18 protein-coding genes are annotated in these 21,141 nt (G+C 61.2%); 3 read left to right on the top strand and 15 right to left on the bottom strand.

Annotated features, from left to right (window positions below):
- Positions 1-15: 15 nt before the first annotated feature.
- The 8 genes from B5525_RS15610 to B5525_RS15570 all read right to left on the bottom strand — a co-directional run bounded on the left by B5525_RS15610 (position 16) and on the right by B5525_RS15570 (position 8,053).
- Positions 16-225 (bottom strand): MbtH family protein, encoded by a 210-nt coding sequence (locus B5525_RS15610; RefSeq protein WP_079566797.1) that lies wholly within the window; start codon positions 223-225, stop codon positions 16-18.
- 52 nt (positions 226-277) lie between these two features.
- Positions 278-880, bottom strand: coding sequence for an acyl-homoserine-lactone synthase (locus B5525_RS15605; protein WP_172899891.1), 603 nt, complete (start codon positions 878-880; stop codon positions 278-280).
- A gap of 318 nt (positions 881-1,198) precedes the next feature.
- Positions 1,199-1,927 carry a LuxR family transcriptional regulator gene (locus B5525_RS15600; protein WP_079566795.1) on the bottom strand — a complete coding sequence of 243 codons (729 nt, stop codon included), beginning with the start codon at positions 1,925-1,927 and terminating at the stop codon, positions 1,199-1,201.
- Between the two features lie 561 nt (positions 1,928-2,488).
- Positions 2,489-2,710, bottom strand: a complete 222-nt coding sequence (locus B5525_RS15590) for a hypothetical protein (RefSeq protein WP_079566793.1) — start codon at positions 2,708-2,710, stop codon at positions 2,489-2,491.
- Positions 2,707-4,359 carry an FAD-dependent monooxygenase gene (locus B5525_RS15585; RefSeq protein ID WP_079566792.1) on the bottom strand — a complete coding sequence of 551 codons (1,653 nt, stop codon included), beginning with the start codon at positions 4,357-4,359 and terminating at the stop codon, positions 2,707-2,709. The genes B5525_RS15590 and B5525_RS15585 overlap by 4 nt, the downstream gene beginning before the upstream one ends.
- Positions 4,360-4,370: 11 nt before the next feature.
- On the bottom strand, positions 4,371-5,609 hold the full coding sequence (locus B5525_RS15580; RefSeq protein ID WP_172899890.1) for an MFS transporter: 1,239 nt from the start codon (positions 5,607-5,609) through the stop codon (positions 4,371-4,373).
- A 111-nt stretch (positions 5,610-5,720) separates the two neighbouring features.
- Positions 5,721-6,884, bottom strand: coding sequence for a CaiB/BaiF CoA transferase family protein (locus tag B5525_RS15575; protein ID WP_079566790.1), 1,164 nt, complete (start codon positions 6,882-6,884; stop codon positions 5,721-5,723).
- Entirely contained in the window at positions 6,881-8,053 is a 1,173-nt protein-coding gene (locus tag B5525_RS15570; RefSeq protein ID WP_079566789.1) for a mandelate racemase/muconate lactonizing enzyme family protein, read from the bottom strand. The genes B5525_RS15575 and B5525_RS15570 overlap by 4 nt, the downstream gene beginning before the upstream one ends.
- Positions 8,054-8,249: 196 nt before the next feature.
- Here B5525_RS15570 and B5525_RS15565 point away from each other — a divergent pair, with 196 nt between their 5' ends.
- Positions 8,250-9,398 carry an acyl-CoA dehydrogenase family protein gene (locus tag B5525_RS15565; protein WP_244567912.1) on the top strand — a complete coding sequence of 383 codons (1,149 nt, stop codon included), beginning with the start codon at positions 8,250-8,252 and terminating at the stop codon, positions 9,396-9,398.
- A gap of 10 nt (positions 9,399-9,408) precedes the next feature.
- On the opposite strand, the gene B5525_RS15560 is transcribed toward B5525_RS15565, so the two are convergent.
- The 3 genes from B5525_RS15560 to B5525_RS15550 form a co-directional block, all read right to left on the bottom strand.
- The gene (locus tag B5525_RS15560) at positions 9,409-10,065 is read right to left on the bottom strand and encodes a TetR/AcrR family transcriptional regulator (protein WP_079566787.1); all 657 of its coding nucleotides are present in this window, start codon (positions 10,063-10,065) and stop codon (positions 9,409-9,411) included.
- 4 nt (positions 10,066-10,069) lie between these two features.
- Positions 10,070-11,296, bottom strand: coding sequence for a CaiB/BaiF CoA transferase family protein (locus B5525_RS15555; protein WP_197687926.1), 1,227 nt, complete (start codon positions 11,294-11,296; stop codon positions 10,070-10,072).
- A gap of 292 nt (positions 11,297-11,588) precedes the next feature.
- A complete protein-coding gene (locus tag B5525_RS15550; protein ID WP_079566785.1) occupies positions 11,589-12,047 on the bottom strand; it encodes a MarR family winged helix-turn-helix transcriptional regulator in 459 nt (152 codons plus the stop codon).
- A gap of 181 nt (positions 12,048-12,228) precedes the next feature.
- On the opposite strand from B5525_RS15550, the gene B5525_RS15545 reads away from it, so the two are divergent.
- On the top strand, positions 12,229-14,151 hold the full coding sequence (locus tag B5525_RS15545; protein WP_079566784.1) for an FAD-binding monooxygenase: 1,923 nt from the start codon (positions 12,229-12,231) through the stop codon (positions 14,149-14,151).
- Positions 14,152-14,468: 317 nt separating this feature from the next.
- Positions 14,469-14,645 (top strand): hypothetical protein, encoded by a 177-nt coding sequence (locus tag B5525_RS43960; RefSeq protein ID WP_154073250.1) that lies wholly within the window; start codon positions 14,469-14,471, stop codon positions 14,643-14,645.
- A 635-nt stretch (positions 14,646-15,280) separates the two neighbouring features.
- On the opposite strand, the gene B5525_RS15540 is transcribed toward B5525_RS43960, so the two are convergent.
- The 4 genes from B5525_RS15540 to B5525_RS43955 form a co-directional block, all read right to left on the bottom strand.
- Positions 15,281-17,254, bottom strand: coding sequence for a glycosyltransferase family 2 protein (locus B5525_RS15540; protein ID WP_079566783.1), 1,974 nt, complete (start codon positions 17,252-17,254; stop codon positions 15,281-15,283).
- Positions 17,254-18,447 (bottom strand): hypothetical protein, encoded by a 1,194-nt coding sequence (locus B5525_RS15535; RefSeq protein ID WP_079573414.1) that lies wholly within the window; start codon positions 18,445-18,447, stop codon positions 17,254-17,256. Before B5525_RS15535 ends, B5525_RS15540 begins: the two co-directional genes overlap by 1 nt.
- Before the next feature lie 35 nt (positions 18,448-18,482).
- A complete protein-coding gene (locus tag B5525_RS15530) occupies positions 18,483-19,970 on the bottom strand; it encodes an HlyD family efflux transporter periplasmic adaptor subunit (protein WP_079566782.1) in 1,488 nt (495 codons plus the stop codon).
- A gap of 862 nt (positions 19,971-20,832) precedes the next feature.
- Positions 20,833-21,036 (bottom strand): hypothetical protein, encoded by a 204-nt coding sequence (locus B5525_RS43955; protein WP_154073249.1) that lies wholly within the window; start codon positions 21,034-21,036, stop codon positions 20,833-20,835.
- Positions 21,037-21,141 lie beyond the last annotated feature (105 nt).

Raw genomic sequence — 21,141 nt, 5'->3', positions numbered from 1 at the left:
TTACCGGCTCGGCGGTCACGACCGTCGGATATCGGCGCAGGTTCTCGGACGCATGTCCGTCCAATTCTCAGCGATGTATTCGATGCAGGCCTGGCGGCTGCTCCGCTCGCAGGCGATGAACCAGCCGGCCGGAATTTCGGCGGGTGCGGGCCAGAGCGAATGTTGACCTTGGTTATTGATCAGGACGACGAAGACGCCGCCTTGTTCGTCGAAAGGGTTGCTCACGTCTCTTGCTCCGATCTCGACTAATGGGATGAGTGCAGTCGCGCGTAGACGATCAAGCCGCGGCGGCGTGCGCGAGGCCCCTGCGTGCTTCAAGCTGCCGGAGGATTTGCGCGGACACGTCAAGCTGTCCGGCCATCGCGATGGTGTTGCCGATTCGGCGCGCGGGGCCGAGGCGCTCGAGATGCCAGCCAGCACGCCTCAGGATTCGCTCCATTCGCACGTCGACGACACAGGCAATCGTGGTTATGCCGCTTGATAGGCCGAATCTCAGTACGCCGATCAGCAAGTCGTAGGTCGTTTGTGACAGGCCCGCTTCAGCCGGGGTGGCGTTCCCGCTCACGGCAAATCGGCTGGCTTCCCACACCCGGTCGCTGCGAGGCACCCTTGCCCTGGTTACAAAAGACGGAAAGATGTCGCGAAGCATATTCGGGCCGGTCGTCGGCAGAAGGCGGACGCACCCGTTAATGATACCGTACCTGTCTATCGAGAGCAGATAGCTCGGCCGCAAGGCGTCGTACTCGTCGACCTCGAGTTCGCCCTTTACGGTGACGTCCCAGCCGAGGCGGTCCTTGAAGACCGCCTTCCGAATGCGATGCATTTGATACAAGTTACTGACATGATGTTCTGCGTTGTCGTTCGTGACAATTCTTATCATCAGCGCTCTCATTCCGTTGATTAGGGTTGAACATTACCCGACGGTGAGCATCAGCTAGAGCTGTCTACCTTTACAGGTGTCCCGTGCGCCGGGAGCGCCATAAGTTGCAGTTGGTTGCGCGTGACCGCGCGCCGCCACGCGGCCGAAACACGCCGACCCCGAACAAGACGACAATGCTGACACTATTAGCTAATGGACACTGACGCAGCTGGCGAAGAACTGTGATACGAGGACCCGCTTCGACAAACCATCGGCGAGCCGAAACGCCGTCACCGGACTCAGGTCAGGGCGAAGATTTCAGACTGCATCGACGAGCGGTTACATGCTGATGATATCGTACATCAGTCCCTTGGCGACCGCCTGCTGCACGGTCGCTACTCCCAGTTTGCGCTTGGCGTTCTCGGTGTGAAAGACCACCGTTCGGCGGCTGACGCTTATAATTTCCGCGGTATCCAAAGCGCTCTTTCCGCGAGCCGCCCATTGCAGGCACGACCTCTCGCGCTGCGTCAGACACGGACGAAGCGGTGAAATGAGCGCCGGCGTTACGTTGCGCAGTTGCGCATACAGGTAGATCGCAATGAGATGTAGCTGATGGCGGTATTGCTCGACTCGGACGTTGAACGGCAAACGGGGTTCGCAGGCGGCAAGCGTGAGCGTTGCAACCTTTCCCTGGCGATCATGGATCGGAATGGTGACACCATGCCGAATCCCGAACTCGCTGGCCTCTTCCAAAAGCCACTTTTGCTTGTTGGTTAGCTTTGTCTCGAATCGGTCGGCCGACCACGCGAAGGGAAGGGTTGTTGCGATTGAGCGCGCGATCACCGGATCGATCCTGTCGTACCGGTTTGCGCAGTACTGCTGCACCCAGGAACTCGGATACGTCGTCATTGCCAATGGGTCGTCGTCATCGCCTCCTGGCGCGAAGCTTAGATAGGCGAAACACGGAAAGCCGTATTGATCCAGGGTTCGGCGCAACAAACGCTCGATTTCTGCCGTGTTATCGAGCATCGAGAGATCTTGAATGAATTTTTCAAATACTTCATTCATGTTGCACGCCCTCGCTTCACACCGCGTGAGCTTCGATCTGATTCATGACCTATTTGGGGCCGTCTGATAGCATTTCTGATTCCTGTTGGTGACACGGCCGTCACATTGATCGCAGGTCATCGACAATGCGCCATCCACTGACCGCAGCCTACTGACAACATCGTGTGCCGTCGGGCTCATCCTTGAGCGAGCTGTTGGTCTTCTCTAGATGACTCCTGACTATCTCGGCAACGCCATCAGCGGACGTTCCATAACCGCTCATTACGAGTACGAACGGCCGCTTTGCGCCAACAGTGGTCGGCCGATATCCGCGAAGGCCGTAATCGAGAAGGGACGCGGATGGAGCGCTCTCGACGAACTCATCCTCTGGGCGCTCGCAACCTCGTTGGAGGGTGAATCCGCTGAACGGGCCTTGGTTCTGCGGGCGGGCAAACGAAAACGACAGCGCGCGGTTTGTCCTATGTTTAGCTCACGTCAAGGTTCGCTTTGCGGCGATCAGCGGTCAGTCACGGTGTCTGTTTGAGTGAGATGAGACCCCTTCAATCCTCAAAATAAATCAACTTAACCCGTGAGGGCGTTTTGGCCTGCAAACGGAGGCTCGGCCAGGTCATCGAGCGAGGCAGAGAGGCAATCTTGAAAGACCTTGCTGTCCCCAAGCTGCTCGCCAAGAAGCAACGCCAGCCGAGTTAGGAACAGCGCCTCGTTTGCCGGGCCCGCGCGATCGATCGCTTCAGCGAGCGCATCGTACATCTTCTCGATTTCGTCGAAACGTGCTTCGCTCATGCGGCGTCCTTTCCGAGGCAGGTCCGCAAGGCACCTGCGATCTCGTCTGGGTCGAACCTGCGCCAGCGGCCGGCGACGTGCAGGTCGGGCCGCAGCAGATAGAAGGTTCCGGGCTGTGCATCGTAGACCGGGGCGACTTCGCTGGACGCATCAAGCGCCACCGACGTAAACCGGAGATCGAGCGCGCGCAAACGCGCGAACAGCGCATCCGATTCAGCCCGCAACGTCTCATCGACAAAAAAGACGCCGGAGAATCCTGCGCCCGCGTGGTCGAGCAGATAACTGCCATCGCTGAGCCTCGCATTCGCGGCGAGCGCGCCGCTGACCGGTCCTCGCGCAAATGCCGCATCGTTTCGCGCAAAGCAGGTGATCGGGCTTCCGCCGTAGGTATAGGGCTGCATTTGGCGGGGATCGGCGAATTTTCGCGCGAACTCGTGCTTCCCGGCAAGCGACAGCGCAGCCTCGCGCACCAGCGCCCAGCCTCGGGTCGGCGGCGTCATGAAGCGCGTGCTCTTCGTCGCGTTCGCAAAAACGTCGAGCGTGGCACCGCGCCGTTCCGGCGAATAGGAATCGAGCAGCTTAGGATCGGCGTTGCCCGCCAGCACATAGCCGAGCTTCCAGCCGATATTATAGGCATCAGCCATGCCGTTGTTCAGGCCGCGCACACCGAAGATCGGCACGATATGCGCGCTGTCGCCGACGAAGAACACGCGGCCGCGGCGATAGTCGTCGAGGCAAAGCGTGTTTGCCGAATAGACGCTCCACCATTCGAGATCCCAGTCGCCCTTGTGCCCGATCTCCTCGAGAATTGCCCCCACGCGCGCGCGTATCGAGGATTCCTTCAAGGCATCCTCTTCGCTTTCGCCCGCGCGCAGCTGATAGTCGATCCGCCAGATATCATCGGGCTGCCTATGTATGAGCACCGTGCCGCCAGGATTGGCCGCGGGTTCGAAAAAGGCGCGCCGCTCGGTCGGGAAGTCGTGGGCCATGCGCACGTCGGCGATGACATATCTGCCCTCGTAGTTGTCGCCATGGAGGCGCAGCCCCAGCATATTGCGCAATGGGCTGCGCGCGCCGTCGGCCGCGAGAATATAACCGCAATGCAATGGGTAGGTGCCCTCGGGCGAGGTCACGTCGAGCGTCGCCCCCGCGTTGTCGTTGCGGACGCCCGTGACTTCAGCCCGCCAGCGCGCGTCGATCAACTCGCACTTCTCGACCGCGTCCCATAGGAACTGCTCGATATATTGCTGCTGCAGATTATACATCGGCAGGTATTTGTCGTTGTCGCTATGCGGCATCTCGAAACGGTAGATTTCATCGCCGCGGTAATAACTGCGGCCGCGCCGCCATCCCAACGACTTCGCCAGAAACGGCCCGACCGTGCCGATCTGTTCGAGAATGTGAAAACTCGCCCGTGCGATGCAGATGGCGCGGCTGCCGTCATTGAACGTGTTCTTGCGATCGAGCAGGACTGACCGCACCCCGTAGCGGGCGAGCGCAAGCGCCGCCGTCATGCCGACCGGGCCCGCGCCGACGATCGCGACCGGGTGGCGTAGACCCGCGACGTCCAGTTCCGGCGCCCGCTTCGACGTGAAGTCGGGATAGGTGAAGTAGAGCGATTCGAGCGCACCGCGTCCGTTGGGTCTCAATACCGCCTCCCTTACCGCCAGATCCTCTGCGTGTCGCCTTTCCGGGGGTATTCCGCGGGATATCGGCCGAGCGCGAGAATGGCAAGCGCACAGACCACGCAGACGACCGCGGACGCCGCGTGGATCGGCGCGTAGGATTTGAACCGGTCGAAGGCGAGACCGTAGACGAGGGGACCGGCCGCGCCGCCGAGCGTGGCTGCGCCGAACAGCGCGCCGTAGATCGCGCCCAGCGCGCGCTTGCCGAAATATTTTCGAGCCATATACGGGATCAGGTCGCCTTCAGTGCCGGTCGACACGCCGAGCAGCAGTGCCGACAGCAGCAGGAGCGCGGGCGAGTTCGGCATGGCGATGAGGATGACGAACCCAACTGCGCCGAGGATGAAGGCGGTGAGTCCGACGAGCGGCGCAAATACCCGGTCTAGAATGAAGCCTGCGCCGACGCGCGAGACGGCGAGCCCCGCCCCGACGATTCCGGCCGCAGTCGCCGCGACGTCGCCGCCCAGCCCGCGGTCGGTGGCGAATGGCGCGAGATGCACGAAGCCACCGAGGATGATCATTGAGATCAGAAACATCACGACCGCGATAAGCCAGAAGCGGAATGTTCCGAGCGCCTCGGCGAAGGTCGCGCCCGTTAGCGCCGCCGCGTCCTGCGCCTGCGCTGCGGGGCCTCTGTCGTCGACCGGCAGATTAGCGAAGATGATGCGATGCGCGACCGCTCCCAGAACGAGCGCAAGAGCGGCGAAGACCGCATAAGAGACGCGCCAGCCGTAGACGCCGCTGAGGCGACCTGCGACAACCGGCATCAGAAAGCCGCCTACGCCCGTGCCAAGCATCCCGAGGCCCAACGCCATGCCGAGACGCGCGTCGAAAACGCGCGGCAAGATCGCAAGATAGCCTGCCGCTGTCGTGGCGGCGCCGGCAAGGCCAATGACGAAACCGGCGATCGCGATATAGAGCCGGCTCTGAGGCGCGAAAGCCAGCGCGAGCACGAACAGCGAGAAGAGAACCATCCCGATGCCGATCACCCTGCTCCAGCCGATGCGGTCAGCGACATAACCGGCGATGGGCGCGCCGATCGCCGTGCCGGTCATGGCGAGCATTGGCAGCAGGGCGACATCGGCCCGCGTCCACTGGAATGATTCCGCCATGGGTTTCAGGAAAATGCCGGCGGTGCTGAAGAACATCGGGCCGAACCCGACGGCGAGACCCAGGGCCGCACCAATCACGATCCACCTGCGACCGCCTGTCATTGTATCGGTCGTCGTTTCCCCAATTGGTTTACCCCCGGTCTGTATGCTCATGACGTTTCCCCTCTGACTTGGCCGGGATTTCCTGGCTCGTTTGGCTTTGTGTGTGCAGTTTCAGCCCGGCGCTTCCGTCCAGGCTGTATTCGTGTGCAGCAGGTGAGTTGTCGCTTCCTCGAAGCCGATTTCCGCCAGCAGCCGGCGCGTATCGGCGCCCGCCGCGCGCACGGGCTTGCAGGCGGGCGCCGGCGTACCGCCGAACTTCGGCGCCGGCGCCGGCTGCGCCACGCCGTTGACCTTGGCGAACGTGCCGCGTGCGATATTGTGGGGATGCGCCGGCGCTTCGTCGAAGGACAGCACTGGCGCAAAGCAAACATCGGTGCCTTCGAGCAGGGCGCACCATTCCGCACGCGTGCGCCGGCGAAAGGTGTCCGCGAGCCGCGCCTTGAGCGCAGGCCACTGGCTCTCGTCAAGCTGGCGTTTGAAAACGGGATCCGTCAGTCCGCAGCGCTCACGCAGCAGCGCGTAGAATTGCGGCTCGATCGAGCCGATCGAGATGTAGCGGCCGTCGGCGCAGGCATAGGCATTGAAGAAGGGTGCGCCGCCGTCGCCGACGTTTGTTCCGGGCTCGGCATGCCAGGCGCCCGTGGCGCGCCAGCCATAGAGCAGGGAAGCAAGCAGTGCGGAGCCGTCGCAGACCGAAGCGTCGACGACCTGTCCCCTGCCCGATCGCTTCGCCTCCAGCAGCGCGCACAGCATGCCGAAGGCCAGGAGCATGCCGCCTCCGCCGAAATCGCCGATCATGCCGGCTGTCGGAACCGGCGGATCGCCGTGTCGGCCCACCGCATGCAGCGCTCCCGTCAATGCGATGTAATTGATGTCATGTCCTGCGGCTTGCGCCAGCGGTCCCGTCTGGCCCCAGCCCGTTACGCGCCCATAGACGAGCCGGGGGCGGCGTTGCAGGCAGACGTCAGGCCCGAGCCCGAGCGACTCCATAACGCCCGGACGGAAGCCTTCGATCAGCACGTCCGCGCGCTCGATGAGACGCAGCGCGACCTCGACCGCGTCCGGTTTCTTCAGATCGAGCGCTATCGATTCGCGGCCGCGCGACAGCACGTCGCCGTCGCGCGCGGATTTCGGCGCGTTCCTTTTCGGCGTTCGGTCGATGCGGATGACCCGCGCGCCCTGATCGGCGAGCATCATGCCGGCGAAAGGCGCAGGGCCGAGGCCGGCGAATTCGATCGCCGTCACTGCGGCAAGGGGGCCGGCGCCTGCACTCACAGGTCTACTCGACGCGGTTCCTTGCCCTTCGTCGCGTGCCTCCTCAGGAACGTTTCGTTCAGCTCGATGCCGAATCCCGGACCTTCGTTCGGATAGGTCTTCCCGTTCTGGAAGCGCGGCGGATTGAGCGCAATGTCGGCCCCTGCCGGAATGTCCTTGCTCTCCCATACGCCGTGAATCATCAGCGGACCGATCGATTCGTTCAGATATTGCGACGCCCATTGATTGCTGGTCCACAGATGCACGGCCGGGCCGTGCTCCAGTCCCGAGCCGATCATGCAGCCGCACATCACGGGCAAGCCCGACAGCCGCGCCAGCGTCAGCCAGCGCTGCGACTTGAGAAGCCCGCCGGCTTTCTGTGTCTTGATGAACAAGCCATCGGCCGCGCGTCGATCGATGATCTCCTTGATATGGTGCATCTCCTGCGCGGATTCGTCGGCGTAGATCGGCGTGCGCACCTGCGCGCGCAGACGCGCCATGCCCTCGATGTCCCAATGTGGCAGGGGCTGCTCGATCAGTTCGAGGTCCAGCGGGTCGAGCTTGCGGATGAGACGCAAGGCCTGCTCGTAGGTCCAGAAACCGTTCGCGTCCATGGTCAGCCGCACGTCGGGCCCGACCGTTTCGCGTACCGCCTGCGCCATATGAAGATCGTCCTCGAGCGTGCCGTGTCCCGTCTTCAGCTTGAGCAGCGCGAAGCCTTTCGCCAGCGCTGTCTTCGCCTCGATCGCAACTTCGTCCGGCGCCCCGGCGGACAATACCCACCCAAGACTTGCGCTTTCGACCGTTCGGCCACCGAGCAATTCGTAAACGGGCACGTCGAGAATCTTACCCTTGAGGTCGTGCAGGGCGAAATCGACCATGGCCTTCGCCTGGTTATTGTCGCGCACCAGAAGGTCCATGCGGGCGACGATTTTTTCGATACGGCGCGGATCCTCGCCGAGCAGGATGCGCGGCGCGATAACATGGCAGACCATGCCAACGATCGAGTCCTGCAGCTCGCCGCGGTACCAGGATGACGTGTCGCCGGAATCGGAAATACCGACACGGCCATCGTCGGTCGTGATTTTCATCACCACACTATCGATCCGGTCGATGCGCGTGTTTGGCATGATCACCGGCTTCTTCATCGGCGTCGATACCGGCACACATTCAACCTGGACGATCTTCATGAGGATGTTCTCCGGCGATCTGCGGATCGCTCAAATTGCGTGCTTCCCTCAAAGAAGATTAAAGACCACGAATGTAAAAGTCAACCGACTAGTCGGTTGACTTTTTGACCGACCGATCGTAAGGTAACTAGAGGCACGGGGCCAAAACAGGCCCCACCGGCGCCGCGATTGGTCCGGAAATGTTGGAGGCGAAGCCTTGAAGCCCTACCGCTCCCCCTGGATGACCCCCGAACTGGACATCTTGCGCACGACGGCGCGTCGCTTCTTCGAGGAGGAAGTCGCGCCACACGCCAACCGCTGGCGCAAACAACACCAGATCGATCGCTCGGTCTGGCTGAAGGCCGGCGAACTCGGCCTCGTCTGTATGAGCGTACCGGAGCAGTACGGCGGCCAAGGCGCGAGCTTTGCGCATGAGGTAGTGGTCATGGAAGAGCAGGCGCGCATCTGCGACACGGCTTTCGGCTTCGTGCCCGGCGCGCTCAATGCGCCGCATTTTCTGCTGCACACGGCCACGCACGAACAGAACTTGCGCTGGATGCCGGACATTGCCGCCGGCCGAAAGGGATTGTCGGTCTGCATTACCGAGCCGGACGCCGGGACCGACGTGAAGGCGCTGCGCACGACCGCAAGGCGCGACGACGATTCCTACGTCCTCAATGGAAACAAGGTCTTCATCACGCAAGGGCGCCAGGCCGAACTGTCGCTCGTCGCGGCGCGCACCGGAGGCGGTGGTGCAAAGGGCATCTCGCTGTTCATGGTCGAGACAAAAAAGACGCCCGGCTTCAAGATCAGCCGGGTGCTCGAAAAGATCGGCCAGAACGGGCTCGATACCTGCGAGATATTTCTGGACGACGCGCGCATTCCCGCCGAGAACCTGATCGGCGGGGTTGAAGGCCGCGGCTTCGGGCAGCTCATGGACGTGTTCGTGCGCGAGCGCCTGTCGATCGCCGTCACCGGCGTCGCAACGGCCGAGCGCGCGATCGAGCTTGCGCTGGGGCACGCCAGGAACCGCAAGATGCTCGGCCAGACCCTCTGGGATTTTCAGAACACGAAGTTCACGCTCGCCGAATGCGCCACCGAGGTGCGCATCGCCCGCACCTTCGTCGACCGTCTGGTCATGGAGCTATCCAACGGCGAGGAGATCGATCCCGCCGAGGCGATCATGGCCAAATACTGGTGCTCGGACAAACAGTGCGAGATCATCGACCACTGTCTGCAGCTGTTCGGCGGTTACGGCTACATGACGGATTCGCCGATCGCGCAGCTCTACCTCGACGCGCGCGTGCAACGCATTTACGGCGGCAGCAACGAAACGCTGAAGGACCTGATTTCGCGCGCGATGTGAGACCGGCTGGTCAGGCGCGCGGAACCACTCCCAGCGCGAGCATGTCGACGAAAGCGTCCGCCACTTCATCCAGCGACAGCCGCTTGTCCGGACGGAACCAGCGCGGAACCCAGTTCAGCGCGCCGAACAGCATTGCCGAGACGAGGCCCGGATCGACCGGGCGCAATTGCCCGCTCAACACGCCTTCCAGCGTCAACTCGCGCACGGCCATGTCGAGCCGCCGCTGGAATTCCTTGATCTTGCCGCCCGGCGCCAGCGCCAGGGGACGTTCGCCGACAAGCACGAGGCAGCGGCCGAAATCGCCGTTCTGCGCGCGCGCAAGCGAACGCACGAAGCGGCGCAGCCGATCGAGCACGGGAACGGACCGGTCGCGCATCGCCGCGATCTCGACGTCCAGATCCTCGAACGAGGCGAGCAGGCACTGATAGAGGATAGTCTCCTTGTTCGGAAGGTAGTGGTACAGCGTCGCCTTGTGGATGCCGACGCCGTCGGCGATGGCATCGAGCGACGTCGTATCGTAGCCGTTTTCGGCGAAGAGTTGCGCAGCCATACGCAGGATCGCGATGCGCTTGTCCTCGTGCTTCTGGCCGGGGGCACGGCGCTTACGCCCGGGCGGACTCGCCGCGGTTGGCGGCGCGGCGATGCTGGGTGCGGATTTGCTGGTCATGGACTCATCGTACCGCGACCGCGCCCGATTGCGCCAGCCGCTCGATCCGTTCCGGCTCAATGCCCATCTGGGCAAGGATATCGCGGGTATGTTCGCCAACCAAGGGCGCGCGATGACGCACGCTTCCCGGCGTTCGCGAGAGCTTGACCGGCACGCCGGGCACCGCGGCCGGCCGGGCGGAGCCCGGATGCTCCAGTTCGGGCAGCATGTCGCGCACCGCGAAATGGGGATCGGCGAAAATGTCCGCGGCGCAATAGATCGGACTGAACGGGACGCGCCCACCGAATATCCCGCGAAGCTCCTCCTTGGTGCGGACTTCGGTGAAGGCCTCGATCGCGTCGCGCACGGCGTTGCGATTCTCCCAGCGCAGTTGTTCGCTCGCGAACCGCGGATCGGCCAGCAGTTCGGTCCGGTCCATCAGGCGGCAAAGCTCGGTCCACTGCGGATCGTGCGGCGCCGCGATCGCGATGATGCCGTCGCAGCAACGATAGGTATCGAACGGCGCGATGCCCGGCATGGCGTTGCCCATAGGCTCCAGCGACACGCCGCGATAGGCGTAATGGCTGACAACCGATTCCGACAGGGCGAGCACGCAATCAACCATGGCGGTGTCGACATATTGCCCCTCCCCCGTTGTGCGCGCCTGCCAGAGTGCCGCCATCGTGCCGAACGCCGCGAATAGACCGGTCACCGTATCGCCGGGTCCGCCACCGACCTTGACCGGGTGGTCGGCGTCCGTGCCGGTGACGCCCATCCAGCCGCCCATCGCCTGCGCGACGATATCGAAGGAGGGCCAGCTCATGTAAGGGCTGCGGCCGCCTGCGACGTCACCGAAGCCGCGGATCGATGTATAAACGAGCCGCGGGTTCTCCACTTTGAGGGAGTCGTATCCGAGCCCCAGCTTCTCCATCGCGCCGGCGCGGTAGTTTTCGACAAGCGCGTCCGCGCCACGCACAAGCTCGCGCACGAGCGCCGCGCCCTGCGGATCCTTGAGATTGACGGCGAGCGACCTCTTGTTGCGGTTGCAGGCCTGGAACAGGCCGCCGAAGTGTCGGGCCTTGTCGTCGTCGCGCCAAGGCCCGATATTGCGAAAGAAATCGCCTTCCAGCGGCTCGATCTTCATAACGTCCGCGCCGTGGTCGGCGAGCACCTGCGTGCAGAAGGGTCCGGCGAGCGCGTGCGTCATATCGATGACCCGCAGACCCGCGAGGGCGCCCCTGGCGTTTAGCATCATCGCGCTCCTAGGTAAATAATCAACCGTCCAGTCGGTTGACTCTATACAGATGCTTGGACGAGGCAAGTTCAAATTCCGCCGAGGCTTTAACCTGGTACAGACGCACTGCCCTGAGCGCCCGGATGCCACGAAAGAACTGGTTTCGCTTCGAATGTAGTCTTGAGCGTCTTTTCCGGTCCGGAAGAGTTCAGGCCTCGGGCTGACGATTAGGAATCGTATTCTCGCCTACCTGATGCTTTGACTCCTTTAGCGCCAAAATCCGGATGGTACGCGATAAAACAGCGACTATTTAAGCGTCTCGCAACGGCGCGCGGCTCAGTTCGTTGCCGGCAGCGATGGCCTTGCGCAACAGCCGCATGAACGTCTCTGCCTCTTTTGGAGTCAGGCCACGCAACATGATCCGCTGGGCCGCCTCCACGGCCGGCTCGATCCCGACAAGGATTCGCCGCCCCTCATCGGTGATCTGCAACTCATGGGCGCGCCTGTCCCTGTTGCTTGCGTGCCGCACCAGCAAGCCCTTCTGCACCAGCCGATCCACAACACCGGTGATGGTCGTCCGGTCATAGGCGATCAATCCGGCAAGTGTCGCTTGATCGATTGCTGGATGCATCGCGACCGCGGTGAGTGCTGCGTACTGGACGGGCGTGAGGTCGTACCCGGCCTCGTCGACCTCGGCATGGAAAATCGCCGCCGCGATCTGCTGGAACCGGCGCGCCAGATGCCCAGGCTTGTCATTGTTGTCCGTCATTCAACCCTCCGGCTCTCGTTGACAAGTATACTGATAATCAGTATACTGAGCAAATGGACGTGGGTGCTGTAGACCCCGCAGATAATGACGCAGCCCATGGTGCAGCCGCCCCGGGCGCGTTGACCGGCATCAGTACGAGCCACGGCCGGCCCGGAAGGCGCGTGAGACACGGGGAGGTTTCGTGCAATTTCATCTGAACGGATTTGAAGCCGGCGACCCCGAGATCTCGGACCCGGCCCTGCGCCATGCGGCGCCCGGATCCTCCGGTACGGTTCCGGAGGAGGTGGACGTCCTCATCGTCGGCTGCGGACCGGCCGGGTTGACCCTGGCGGCCCAGCTGTCTGCCTTTGCCGATATCAAGACCTGCATCGTCGAACAGAAGCCGGGCCCGCTTCTCCGCGGCCAGGCTGATGGTATCGCCTGTCGCACGATGGAGATGTTCGAGGCCTTCGGCTTTAGCGAGGGCGTGCTCAAGGAGGCCTGCTGGATCAATGAGACGACATTCTGGAAGCCCGACCAACAGCAGCCAGATCGGATCGTTCGCAGCGGAAGGGTGCAGGACACCGAAGACGGGCTGTCGGAGTTTCCGCATGTCGTTCTGAACCAGGCGCGGGTGCACGACTTCTGGCTGGACGTCATGCGCAAATCGCCGGCACTCCTCAAGCCTTACTATGCCCGCTGCCTGCTCGATCTTCAGATCGAGCAGGCGGCCACAGGCGACAATGCCCATCCCTATCGGGTGATCGCCAGGCTCAAGCGTCTCGATCCCCCGCATGAGGGACAGACCGAGACGATCAGGGCTCGCTACGTGGTGGGTTGCGACGGAGCGCGAAGCACCGTGCGCAAGAACATCGGACGCACGCTGCACGGGGACTCCGCCAACCACGCCTGGGGAGTGATGGACGCGCTGGCCGTCACCGACTTTCCGGATATCCGCTTCAAGTCATTGATCCAGTCCGCCAACGACGGCAGCATCCTCATCATCCCGCGAGAAGGGGGCTATCTTTTTCGCCTCTATATCGAGCTGGACAAGCTCGACGCCGGTGAAAGGATTTCCAATCGCAACATCACGCCCGACGACCTGATCGCGGCGGCGCGGCGCATTCTCAGGCCACATTCGCTCGACGTGAAGGAAGTACCCTGGTGGTCGGTCTATGAGATCGGCCAGCGGCTCTGCGACAAGTTCGACGACGTGCCGGAAGAGGACGTCGTGAAACGTTTGCCGTGCGTTTTCATCGCCGGCGACGCCTGCCACACGCACAGCCCGAAAGCGGGCCAGGGCATGAACGTTTCCATGCAAGACGGCTTTAATCTCGGATGGAAACTGGCCTCCGTGCTGCGGAAGCGCTGCGCACCCAGTCTCCTGCACAGCTACTCGGCAGAACGTCAGGCCATCGCCAAGGAGCTGATCGACTTCGATCGCGAATGGGCCGCCTTGCTTGCATCAAGCAAAGGGTTCGATCCGGCCGAGACGCAGCGGTATTTCGCCAGGCACGGGCGCTACACGGCGGGGACCGCGGCCCATTACAGTCCCTCGATCCTCACCGGCGAAGCGACCCATCAGCATCTGGCCGAGGGGCTGACGATCGGCATGCGCTTTCATTCCGCGCCGGTCATCCGCCTGGCGGACGCCAAGCCGCTCCAGCTCGGTCACGTGGCCAAGGCGGATGGCCGCTGGCGCATCTTCGCCTTTGCCGGCGCGGAGGGTCCCACCGGGCCCAGCTCCGGCATCCGCGGCCTGTGCGATTTTCTCGCTGAAGGACAAAACTCTCCCGTGGCGGAATATACCCCGACGGGCGAGGACATCGACTCGGTGATCGATGTCCGTGCGGTTTTCCAGCAGAGTCATCACGAGCTCGCCATCGAGGCCATGCCGTCCTTCCTCCTGCCGCGGAAGGGTCGTTACGGACTTTGCGATTACGAAAAACTGTTCTGCGCCGACCTAAAGAGCGGCAATGACATCTTCACCTTGCGCGGCATCGATCGCGCACGGGGGTGCATGGTGATCGTCCGGCCGGATCAATACGTCGCACACGTTCTTCCGCTCGATGGCTATGCGCAACTTGCAGCATTCTTCGATGGTTTCATGAGGCGACAGCACTGAACGCAGCGCGATGCCGTTCCAGTCGTCTTCGGTCTGCTCGGCAAGCAGTGCGGTCGGCGGCGGCAGGCCTGCGTTGTTGAATCGCCCATCCACGATGTCCTTCATCCTTACCGCAACGTTTGCCGCGATCTGTCCGTGGGGTAGGACATAGAACCGATCGTGCTTGACCGCATCCAGCGCCGTGCTCGTCGATCACGCGGCGCAAGTCGCCGAAGCCGGCCTCGATCTCCGGTTGTACCTCCATGTTGACGATATAGGCGTGCGTGCCGCAGACCGAGCCGACTCGCGCCACGTGCTCGTTGGGCGGAAGCAGATAGTTGCCCCCAGCGATGCGCCTCGACGCGCGCCAGGACGCCAGCGCGCGCGAGATTGGCGGAGAATTCGGGCCGGAGATCCCGCTCGCCGACGTCGGGATCGCCGGCGAACGTGTCGACGACGTCAAAGTGAATGGCCTTGCCGGTCTCGGCGATACGTTCGGCGAGTTAGCAGGATGAACGCCCCTTATAGGCCCCGATCTCGACGAAGCGCGCGGGCGTTGAAAGAATCACAATGCTGCCGTAGAGCTTGATACTGCGCATCAGCTTCTCGTGAGGGAGGCAGCCGAAAGCTGGCGAGAGATCGATTACGAAAGCAAGCCAGTGTTCGGGCTTCCCGATTACTTCGGAGGGCGAAGCTCGCCGACAAGCCACGCCGCGGTCGATTGCAGCTGCATCGGGTCAATCCGATCGCATTCCCAGCATCGAAGCGCTCCCGGCCCTTTACCATCAGTTGGCGTCACCAGCACCATCAAGGCGCCGCAGTGCTCGCATCGCTCAGATGAATTGGACCGGCCCATGCTGCAGTTTGGCGCCGCTCTAGTCGTAACGTCCAATCTATTTTTTGTGTCGGGCATGGAATTTATTTCCCGCAATCGTGACCCTCCGCGTGGACGCAATGCTCGGCGGTATGCGCGCGCAAGGGGCCGGGAAACATCGCCCGCGCTGGTTGGCCGGATGGGTATGGGGCCTCAAAGGTTTGAAGGCGCCAAGGGGTCGCGCTGCGCGGCCGGCACTGGTGCTGCGCGATTGGCACATTAAAGACACGAGATGGCAAAGCCCTTACCCAACTTCGCTAAGCGGGCCTACCTAGGTCAATGTCCTCGAAACCCTCTCGATAGCATTCCTAAGATTGCTCCGCTCATGCTGGCGGTATCGGCAACGTTACTGTACGACGTGCCGAACAGCCTGACCACGAGTTGCTGATGCTGCGTGAGTGTAGGTCGAAGGCATAGTCCAATGGCAGCTTCGGAACAACTTGAAACTTCCGCTTCGATCCACCCAAGCGCATCAAGATAAAGCTGAACGGTTTGATTGGACAGGCGCGCCGGAACATTTCGGTTCAGGGATATCTGCGCAGTGGATGTCGAGAGTCCCGTGACAAGAGCGGAGATAACATCATCGTCCAGTGCAAGAATCGCCGCTTCATCGACCGCGAACAGTGCCTCGCCGCGCGGTAACTCGAAGCAGACCAGGAACGCGATGAACGCGATTAGCATCGCGATGCCGGCCCAGAGCAAATTGAAGAAATCGAGAGAGGAGATTTCGCTCGCCGCATATGGCGAGACAAACGCCCAAACGATGCTCACAGCAGAGCTTAGCGAGATCAGGCCGAACACCGATGCGAGTTTCCAATGCGTCCGGTGGGCGGAGCGGTCGCCGCCCTTGTCGGTAACCTTGAACGGCCGGCCGAACGGTTTGACCGCAGCGCTGAGAAGCGTGACGGTAACCGCAAAAGCCGTCACGGCATGGGTTGCTTCCATAAAAAACGGCAGCGTGCGCGACCTCGAAATCCAGGCCATGTAAATGATCTGACTAAGCAGGGCCGGCACGCCATATCGGAGGAATGAAAGATAATTCGTCTCGAACGCCGGCATGCCTGCAAACCAATAGATTGGAGGCGCAATCAGCAGCAGCACCAGGAATGGCTTACAGAACCAATTCAACACGCCGTGCAGGTAGTGCCATCTTTGGGTGAACGTAAATCCCGATCCAAACAACGGCCCGTCGCGAAGCAGAGCCACTTGAATCGTTCCAAGGCACCAGCGGGCCCTTTGCGTGATGTATTCGGGTATTCCCTCGGCCGATAAGCCGATGCTGAGTTTCTCGTTCAGCCACCAGGTCTGGTAGCCGTTCGCCAGCATCGTGTAGGTCAGATTGATATCTTCCGAGATCGCCTGGCTCGGAAATCCGCCGATCTCGGTCAGCCGATCGCGGCGAACGACAAAGGACGTCCCGACACAGAACGCGCATCCCCACGCATCCTTGGCCGGCTGAAATACGTCGAAAAAGAAGCGTTGGTCGTCGACCCAACTTTGCGCGGCCAGCAGATTGTGCTGGATCGGATCGGGATTGTAATAGAACTGCGGTGTCTGAACCACGGCAACGTCCGGATTCGAAAGCAATCCAACTGTGCGCTTCAGAAAATCGGGGCGGGGAGCAAAATCCGCATCCAGCACCAGGATGAGCGGGGCGTTGGTCTGGGCTGCCGTGACCGCAAGACCGTTGTTGAGGTTTCCCGCCTTGGCGTCTCTGTTGTTGTCCCGGGTCACGTAGCGCGCGCCGACCGCTTCACAATATTCGCGGAGCCATTTTCGCCTTGTATCGTCCAGAACCCAGACGGTGGCAGTTGGATAGTCCAATGCCAGGGCGGTCAGAACTGACCTCTCTAGGATCTCGAGCGGTTCGTCATAGGTGCAAATAAAGACATCGACGGGCGGGAAATCGCCTTCGTGTTCCATTCTGCTTTGCGCCGCATCAGCCTGCCCGGACCGGTCGATATTGCGAAAAAGAATCACAATCGACATCAGCGTGTAGACGATGGCGAGTGCTTCGAGCGCAAAGAAGAAATACTCCCATAAAATCTGGATGGAAAATGCGAATGTCGGGAGCGTGTCATGCCAGCGCCACAGCGCATACATCATCAGCAACGCGCCGGCGGTCGATCCGAACAAGATCCGATCAAGGGCCTGCAAGGGATCAAGCAGCCGCCCCATCACGAGCAGCCCGATCAGCAGGCCAAGATCGATCGACAAGATGGATGAATTGTCCGCGGCGCTTTCGAACATCAATCCACCTTTCTGCCGGTAAATGGATTCCACGCCGTCGCCGCCAGCGTTGCCCAGGCGGTAGCTCCCAGATGAGGACGTCTGAAGTAGAAAAAGTCCGCTTCTGTCGCCGCGGGCGTCGGGTTGATCGAAAGGCCCGTTGATACGCGCTCACCCCGGGTTGCGTTGAGAAAGCCGGATGGCGTTCGATCGGCCTCCAGCGTCGCCAGCAACTGCGCGCTGCGGTGGGGATCGCTCGCGATTCGATAGGCCAACGACGCCTGCGCGGTCCCTTCGACCCACAGGCCGTCGCGGTCACCGTTGAAATCGAAGCCGTCCTTCACAGCCAAATGTGTGGCCGCAAAATTGAGGGCAGATCGCCATTGCGCCGGCGCATCCGGGATTGCCATCCATGGCCAGAGCTGCACGTCCAATACGAGCATCGACGGATCGGCGAGACTGCCGTCGGGCTTGGTTCCCAACAGGAAATGATCGACAGCGAAGGCTCTTTCGAGAAACTGCCGGGCCTGGAATGCCGCATCGGCATATTTTCGCTCGCCCGTTAGACGGGATAGCCAGGTGGCCGCCGCATACACATCGACATTATGTTCAGTCGATATCCAGGTGAGTTTCACCTGCTGCGGGTCGTAACCGTGGAATCCTCCGCGGAATCCGCTGCCGGTGGAGACGTTCCCAATCACCCAATCAATCAGGCGCTCGGCGTCCACTAGATAGGAGGCCTGTTTCGTTGCTTGATGCAGCGTTAGTAATGCCAAGGCAGCCCAGGCGACGTTGCCTGTCGAGGTGCCGTCCTGGGCCGCGTCTTCAGCCCAAAGCTTTTGCTTGTCATCCCACCAGCCCGGCAATGCCGGAGGCCCTCTACTAACCGGCCCGGGCCGATAAGCATTCCGAATGCGGCCATCTTTAAACGTGCGGTCGTTGCGGGCCGCAAGGCTCAAGGCATTGCCGATGGTGGTTGCGCTGGCCACGTTTCCGCAGGCAATCAGCGCGATCGCCGCGAGAGCGTTATCGTAGACAAATGCAGTTGAAGCCAAGCCGGCGGGCAGGCCGCTCTCGTCTTCTCCGTGCTCATAACTGCGGACGAAAGCCGCGCCGGAGCCGGCCGCCTGCGATGCGACGGCGTCGGCCAACGGGGCGCAATAACGCGCCCGCTGAGAGTCCGGGCTGGCGTTTGCCGCAACGGAGTTGGTCATCGTCGCGATGCAAATGAGGGTGACAAGGGATCGCTTCATCGAGAGACGACGGTATCTATGCGGGGCAGCCAATGTGCCAGATCGGGGGGTTGATATCCGGCTTGCGAGGCCGAACGAAATGCAGCCGCAAGCATGGCGAACCCTGTTTCAGGTTTCCTTTCGATGTCGTCAGCCGGTTGGAGGGGACCTTTCTTGTTGCGCCACGACGTCATTAGCGTTTCGAGGCGACGCCACGTAACCGACATGGAAGGAACGATGCCGTCATCCTTGGTCACAGTTACCCACTGACCAACGGTACAGGGTGTCAATTGCTCAAGCTGAGCTGTGTATTCCGCATGGGCAGCGCCATCGGTCTGGCCGTCAGGCGCAATGATCGCGTACAGTTCCCGCCGCTCGGTCTGCGGGAACGGGACGGCGAAGCGGTCATCGATCTTATCGCTCGTCTTGGGCAACACAGCCGTCACGATGCCCGAGTGGAAGGAAGCGCCGTCGACGCGGACTCTTGTGCCGACCTTCATGCTCTGCCCCTGTCGATACGAAAAGATAGCCACCACGAAGCTCTTGTCGCAATCGACAAGGGACGCCAGTGTGTCCCCTGCATTGACATGCCGGCCGGGCCCAGCCCCGACGTTCAGGATGTCGCCCGCAGTGGTAACCAGCACATTGGCTTCGGCCAAGGTATCCAATCTCTTTTGCTCAACGTCGATGAGACGCTGGTGATCTTGCAAAACCGCGGAAAGTTCCTTTTCCTCGATTTCCATTCTCTTTTCATCGAGGTCGATGTCGCGCCGTTTCTGAACGAGGGTACCGATGGCGATGAGATCGTCTCCCACATAGATGCCTTTTCCCAGGGCATCGAGCTGTGCGATCTTTTGATTGAGCTTGGCGCTTTCGGCATCCGCATTATGAAGCGCGGCCGAATACTGGTGGGTGGTCGGCTTGAGCATATACACGCTCGCGGCATCGCGTGAGACCATGTCGGATTGGCGTTCAACCAACGCCTTCTTTTCTGCACTTTGAGAAACGGATTCGGCCACCCGCGCGCGCAGTTCGACGATCTGGGTTTGAAATTGTGCCTTGAGTTGTTCGATTTCGTTCGCGATTTCGGAATCGAGCGATTTCAGATAGACGCGGTCCGAATTCTTGTTTGCCACCGCGGATGCCAGTTTTTCCCTAGCCTCCGCCGCCTTTTCTTCAAGCGAAATCAGGGTTCCGCGATCCAATCGGACGTTCGAAATTCGCGCAACTGAATCACCGGCATCCACGGCGTGACCTGGACTTATCGTCAGTGAGTCGATTTCGCCCTCGATGGGTGCGGTCAGGAGCGTAATGGGAGCATCCACCACCGCTCTGTCAGATTGGTCGGCGACAATCGGCGGAACAACCGCATTTACCAGCAAAAGCGAAAGCACACCTGCCACCACAAGCGATGACGCCCGAAGGATCTTGGGGTGACGATTAGCTCCGGGAAGCTTCGCAGGCTGAGTCTTTTTCGCGGAACTACGATCGACGCTCTCAAACATTGCTCGCTCCCGGATGAAGATGCCTCAGAGAGCGCGGCCTCCAAATATTATTGTCGGTGACAAGCCCTTTGATGGATGTCCCGTTCCGTATCTAACAATGACGCAGTATTTCTGTTCCAGGTGAGCGCGCAACACAAAGTCCCGTGAAAGCGAGACGCAACGCGCTCCCGCTCGAATAAAAAAAAATTTAAGAACTCTAACAGCTCGGTCGTTAACGGCACCGCGAGCCAATCGTATCACGGGTCGGCGGCCTTGCGGACACAGTCATTGACATTGACGACGCCGACACTGCCGGTGGCGCGACGACCGGCGAAGATTGCAGCAGAGCGGCACGATTCCTCGAACAGTTTCGTGTCGCGCACGTAGACGACACAAAGGGCCTATTTTCCACTGCGTAACTCTGCCACTGGCTTTCGGGTTCGGCCTCATGGCGCCTGTGGGTGTCGCAAATCAAATCTGTACATATTGATGATGCAACCCGCCCAATACAGGCCGACAATTGATGTGCCCTCACGAGCCTAAATCGAACATCGCCTCACGCCGACGGTCGCCAGTACCGACAGAGTAAGCGCAAATGATTCGCGATAAGGCTCCTGACACCTGCAGCGCGCCAGTCCGGCCTCTACGTGCATGTTGACGATTTCGGTTTCCTCCGATGGGGCGACTCGGAATCGCCGAAGCCAGTTCAGCCTACAATCTGCAGGATGGTGATCTTCTACCGGACGGACACGTTTCGTGTGCCGACGTTGAAGAAGACTTGATCGGCCGCACGGCTCGCCTTCAAGGTCGTCAAGAGCGTGTTTTTTCCAAAACCGCCAATCCAAATCTCTTGGCTTTCGCCGTCGGCCAGTCCGTGCACGACTCAAATAGGGCGACCGCCTTCTTGAGGGCCCGGCGCGAGCGTGATCACCACCTGGTATGTTCCTTCCACTGCAGTGTAGTAAATGTTGGCATACCAGTCCGCCAGCGCGGTCGTCTTTGTCTGCCCCGCAGTCAAGGTGTCGGCCTGGGCGCTGGCCATCGGAACTCTCGCTAAAGCCAATGCAAGAACAAGTCTTTTCAACATTCTCGATCTCCTCTGCGTTCACTCAACACGACGAAATGATTCACGCACTCGCGCCGGATCGATCCGGTCAGCCGTTCGACAGGGCGAGGTTCAAGCCAAAGCACA

It is taken from the genome of Bradyrhizobium erythrophlei, assembly GCF_900129505.1.
GTDB classification, from domain to species: Bacteria; Pseudomonadota; Alphaproteobacteria; order Rhizobiales; family Xanthobacteraceae; genus Bradyrhizobium; species Bradyrhizobium erythrophlei_D.
This window is presented reverse-complemented; position numbering and strand designations above follow the sequence as displayed.

Coding starts and splice junctions, on each gene's coding strand:
- B5525_RS15605 (WP_172899891.1), bottom strand. CDS start 880: ATGATAAGAATTGTCACGAACGACAACGCAGAACATCATGTCAGTAAC.
- B5525_RS15600 (WP_079566795.1), bottom strand. CDS start 1,927: ATGAATGAAGTATTTGAAAAATTCATTCAAGATCTCTCGATGCTCGAT.
- B5525_RS15590 (WP_079566793.1), bottom strand. CDS start 2,710: ATGAGCGAAGCACGTTTCGACGAAATCGAGAAGATGTACGATGCGCTC.
- B5525_RS15580 (WP_172899890.1), bottom strand. CDS start 5,609: ATGACAGGCGGTCGCAGGTGGATCGTGATTGGTGCGGCCCTGGGTCTC.
- B5525_RS15570 (WP_079566789.1), bottom strand. CDS start 8,053: ATGAAGATCGTCCAGGTTGAATGTGTGCCGGTATCGACGCCGATGAAG.
- B5525_RS15560 (WP_079566787.1), bottom strand. CDS start 10,065: ATGACCAGCAAATCCGCACCCAGCATCGCCGCGCCGCCAACCGCGGCG.
- B5525_RS15555 (WP_197687926.1), bottom strand. CDS start 11,296: ATGCTAAACGCCAGGGGCGCCCTCGCGGGTCTGCGGGTCATCGATATG.
- B5525_RS15550 (WP_079566785.1), bottom strand. CDS start 12,047: ATGACGGACAACAATGACAAGCCTGGGCATCTGGCGCGCCGGTTCCAG.
- B5525_RS15540 (WP_079566783.1), bottom strand. CDS start 17,254: ATGTTCGAAAGCGCCGCGGACAATTCATCCATCTTGTCGATCGATCTT.
- B5525_RS15535 (WP_079573414.1), bottom strand. CDS start 18,447: ATGACCAACTCCGTTGCGGCAAACGCCAGCCCGGACTCTCAGCGGGCG.
- B5525_RS15530 (WP_079566782.1), bottom strand. CDS start 19,970: ATGTTTGAGAGCGTCGATCGTAGTTCCGCGAAAAAGACTCAGCCTGCG.
- B5525_RS43955 (WP_154073249.1), bottom strand. CDS start 21,036: ATGTTGAAAAGACTTGTTCTTGCATTGGCTTTAGCGAGAGTTCCGATG.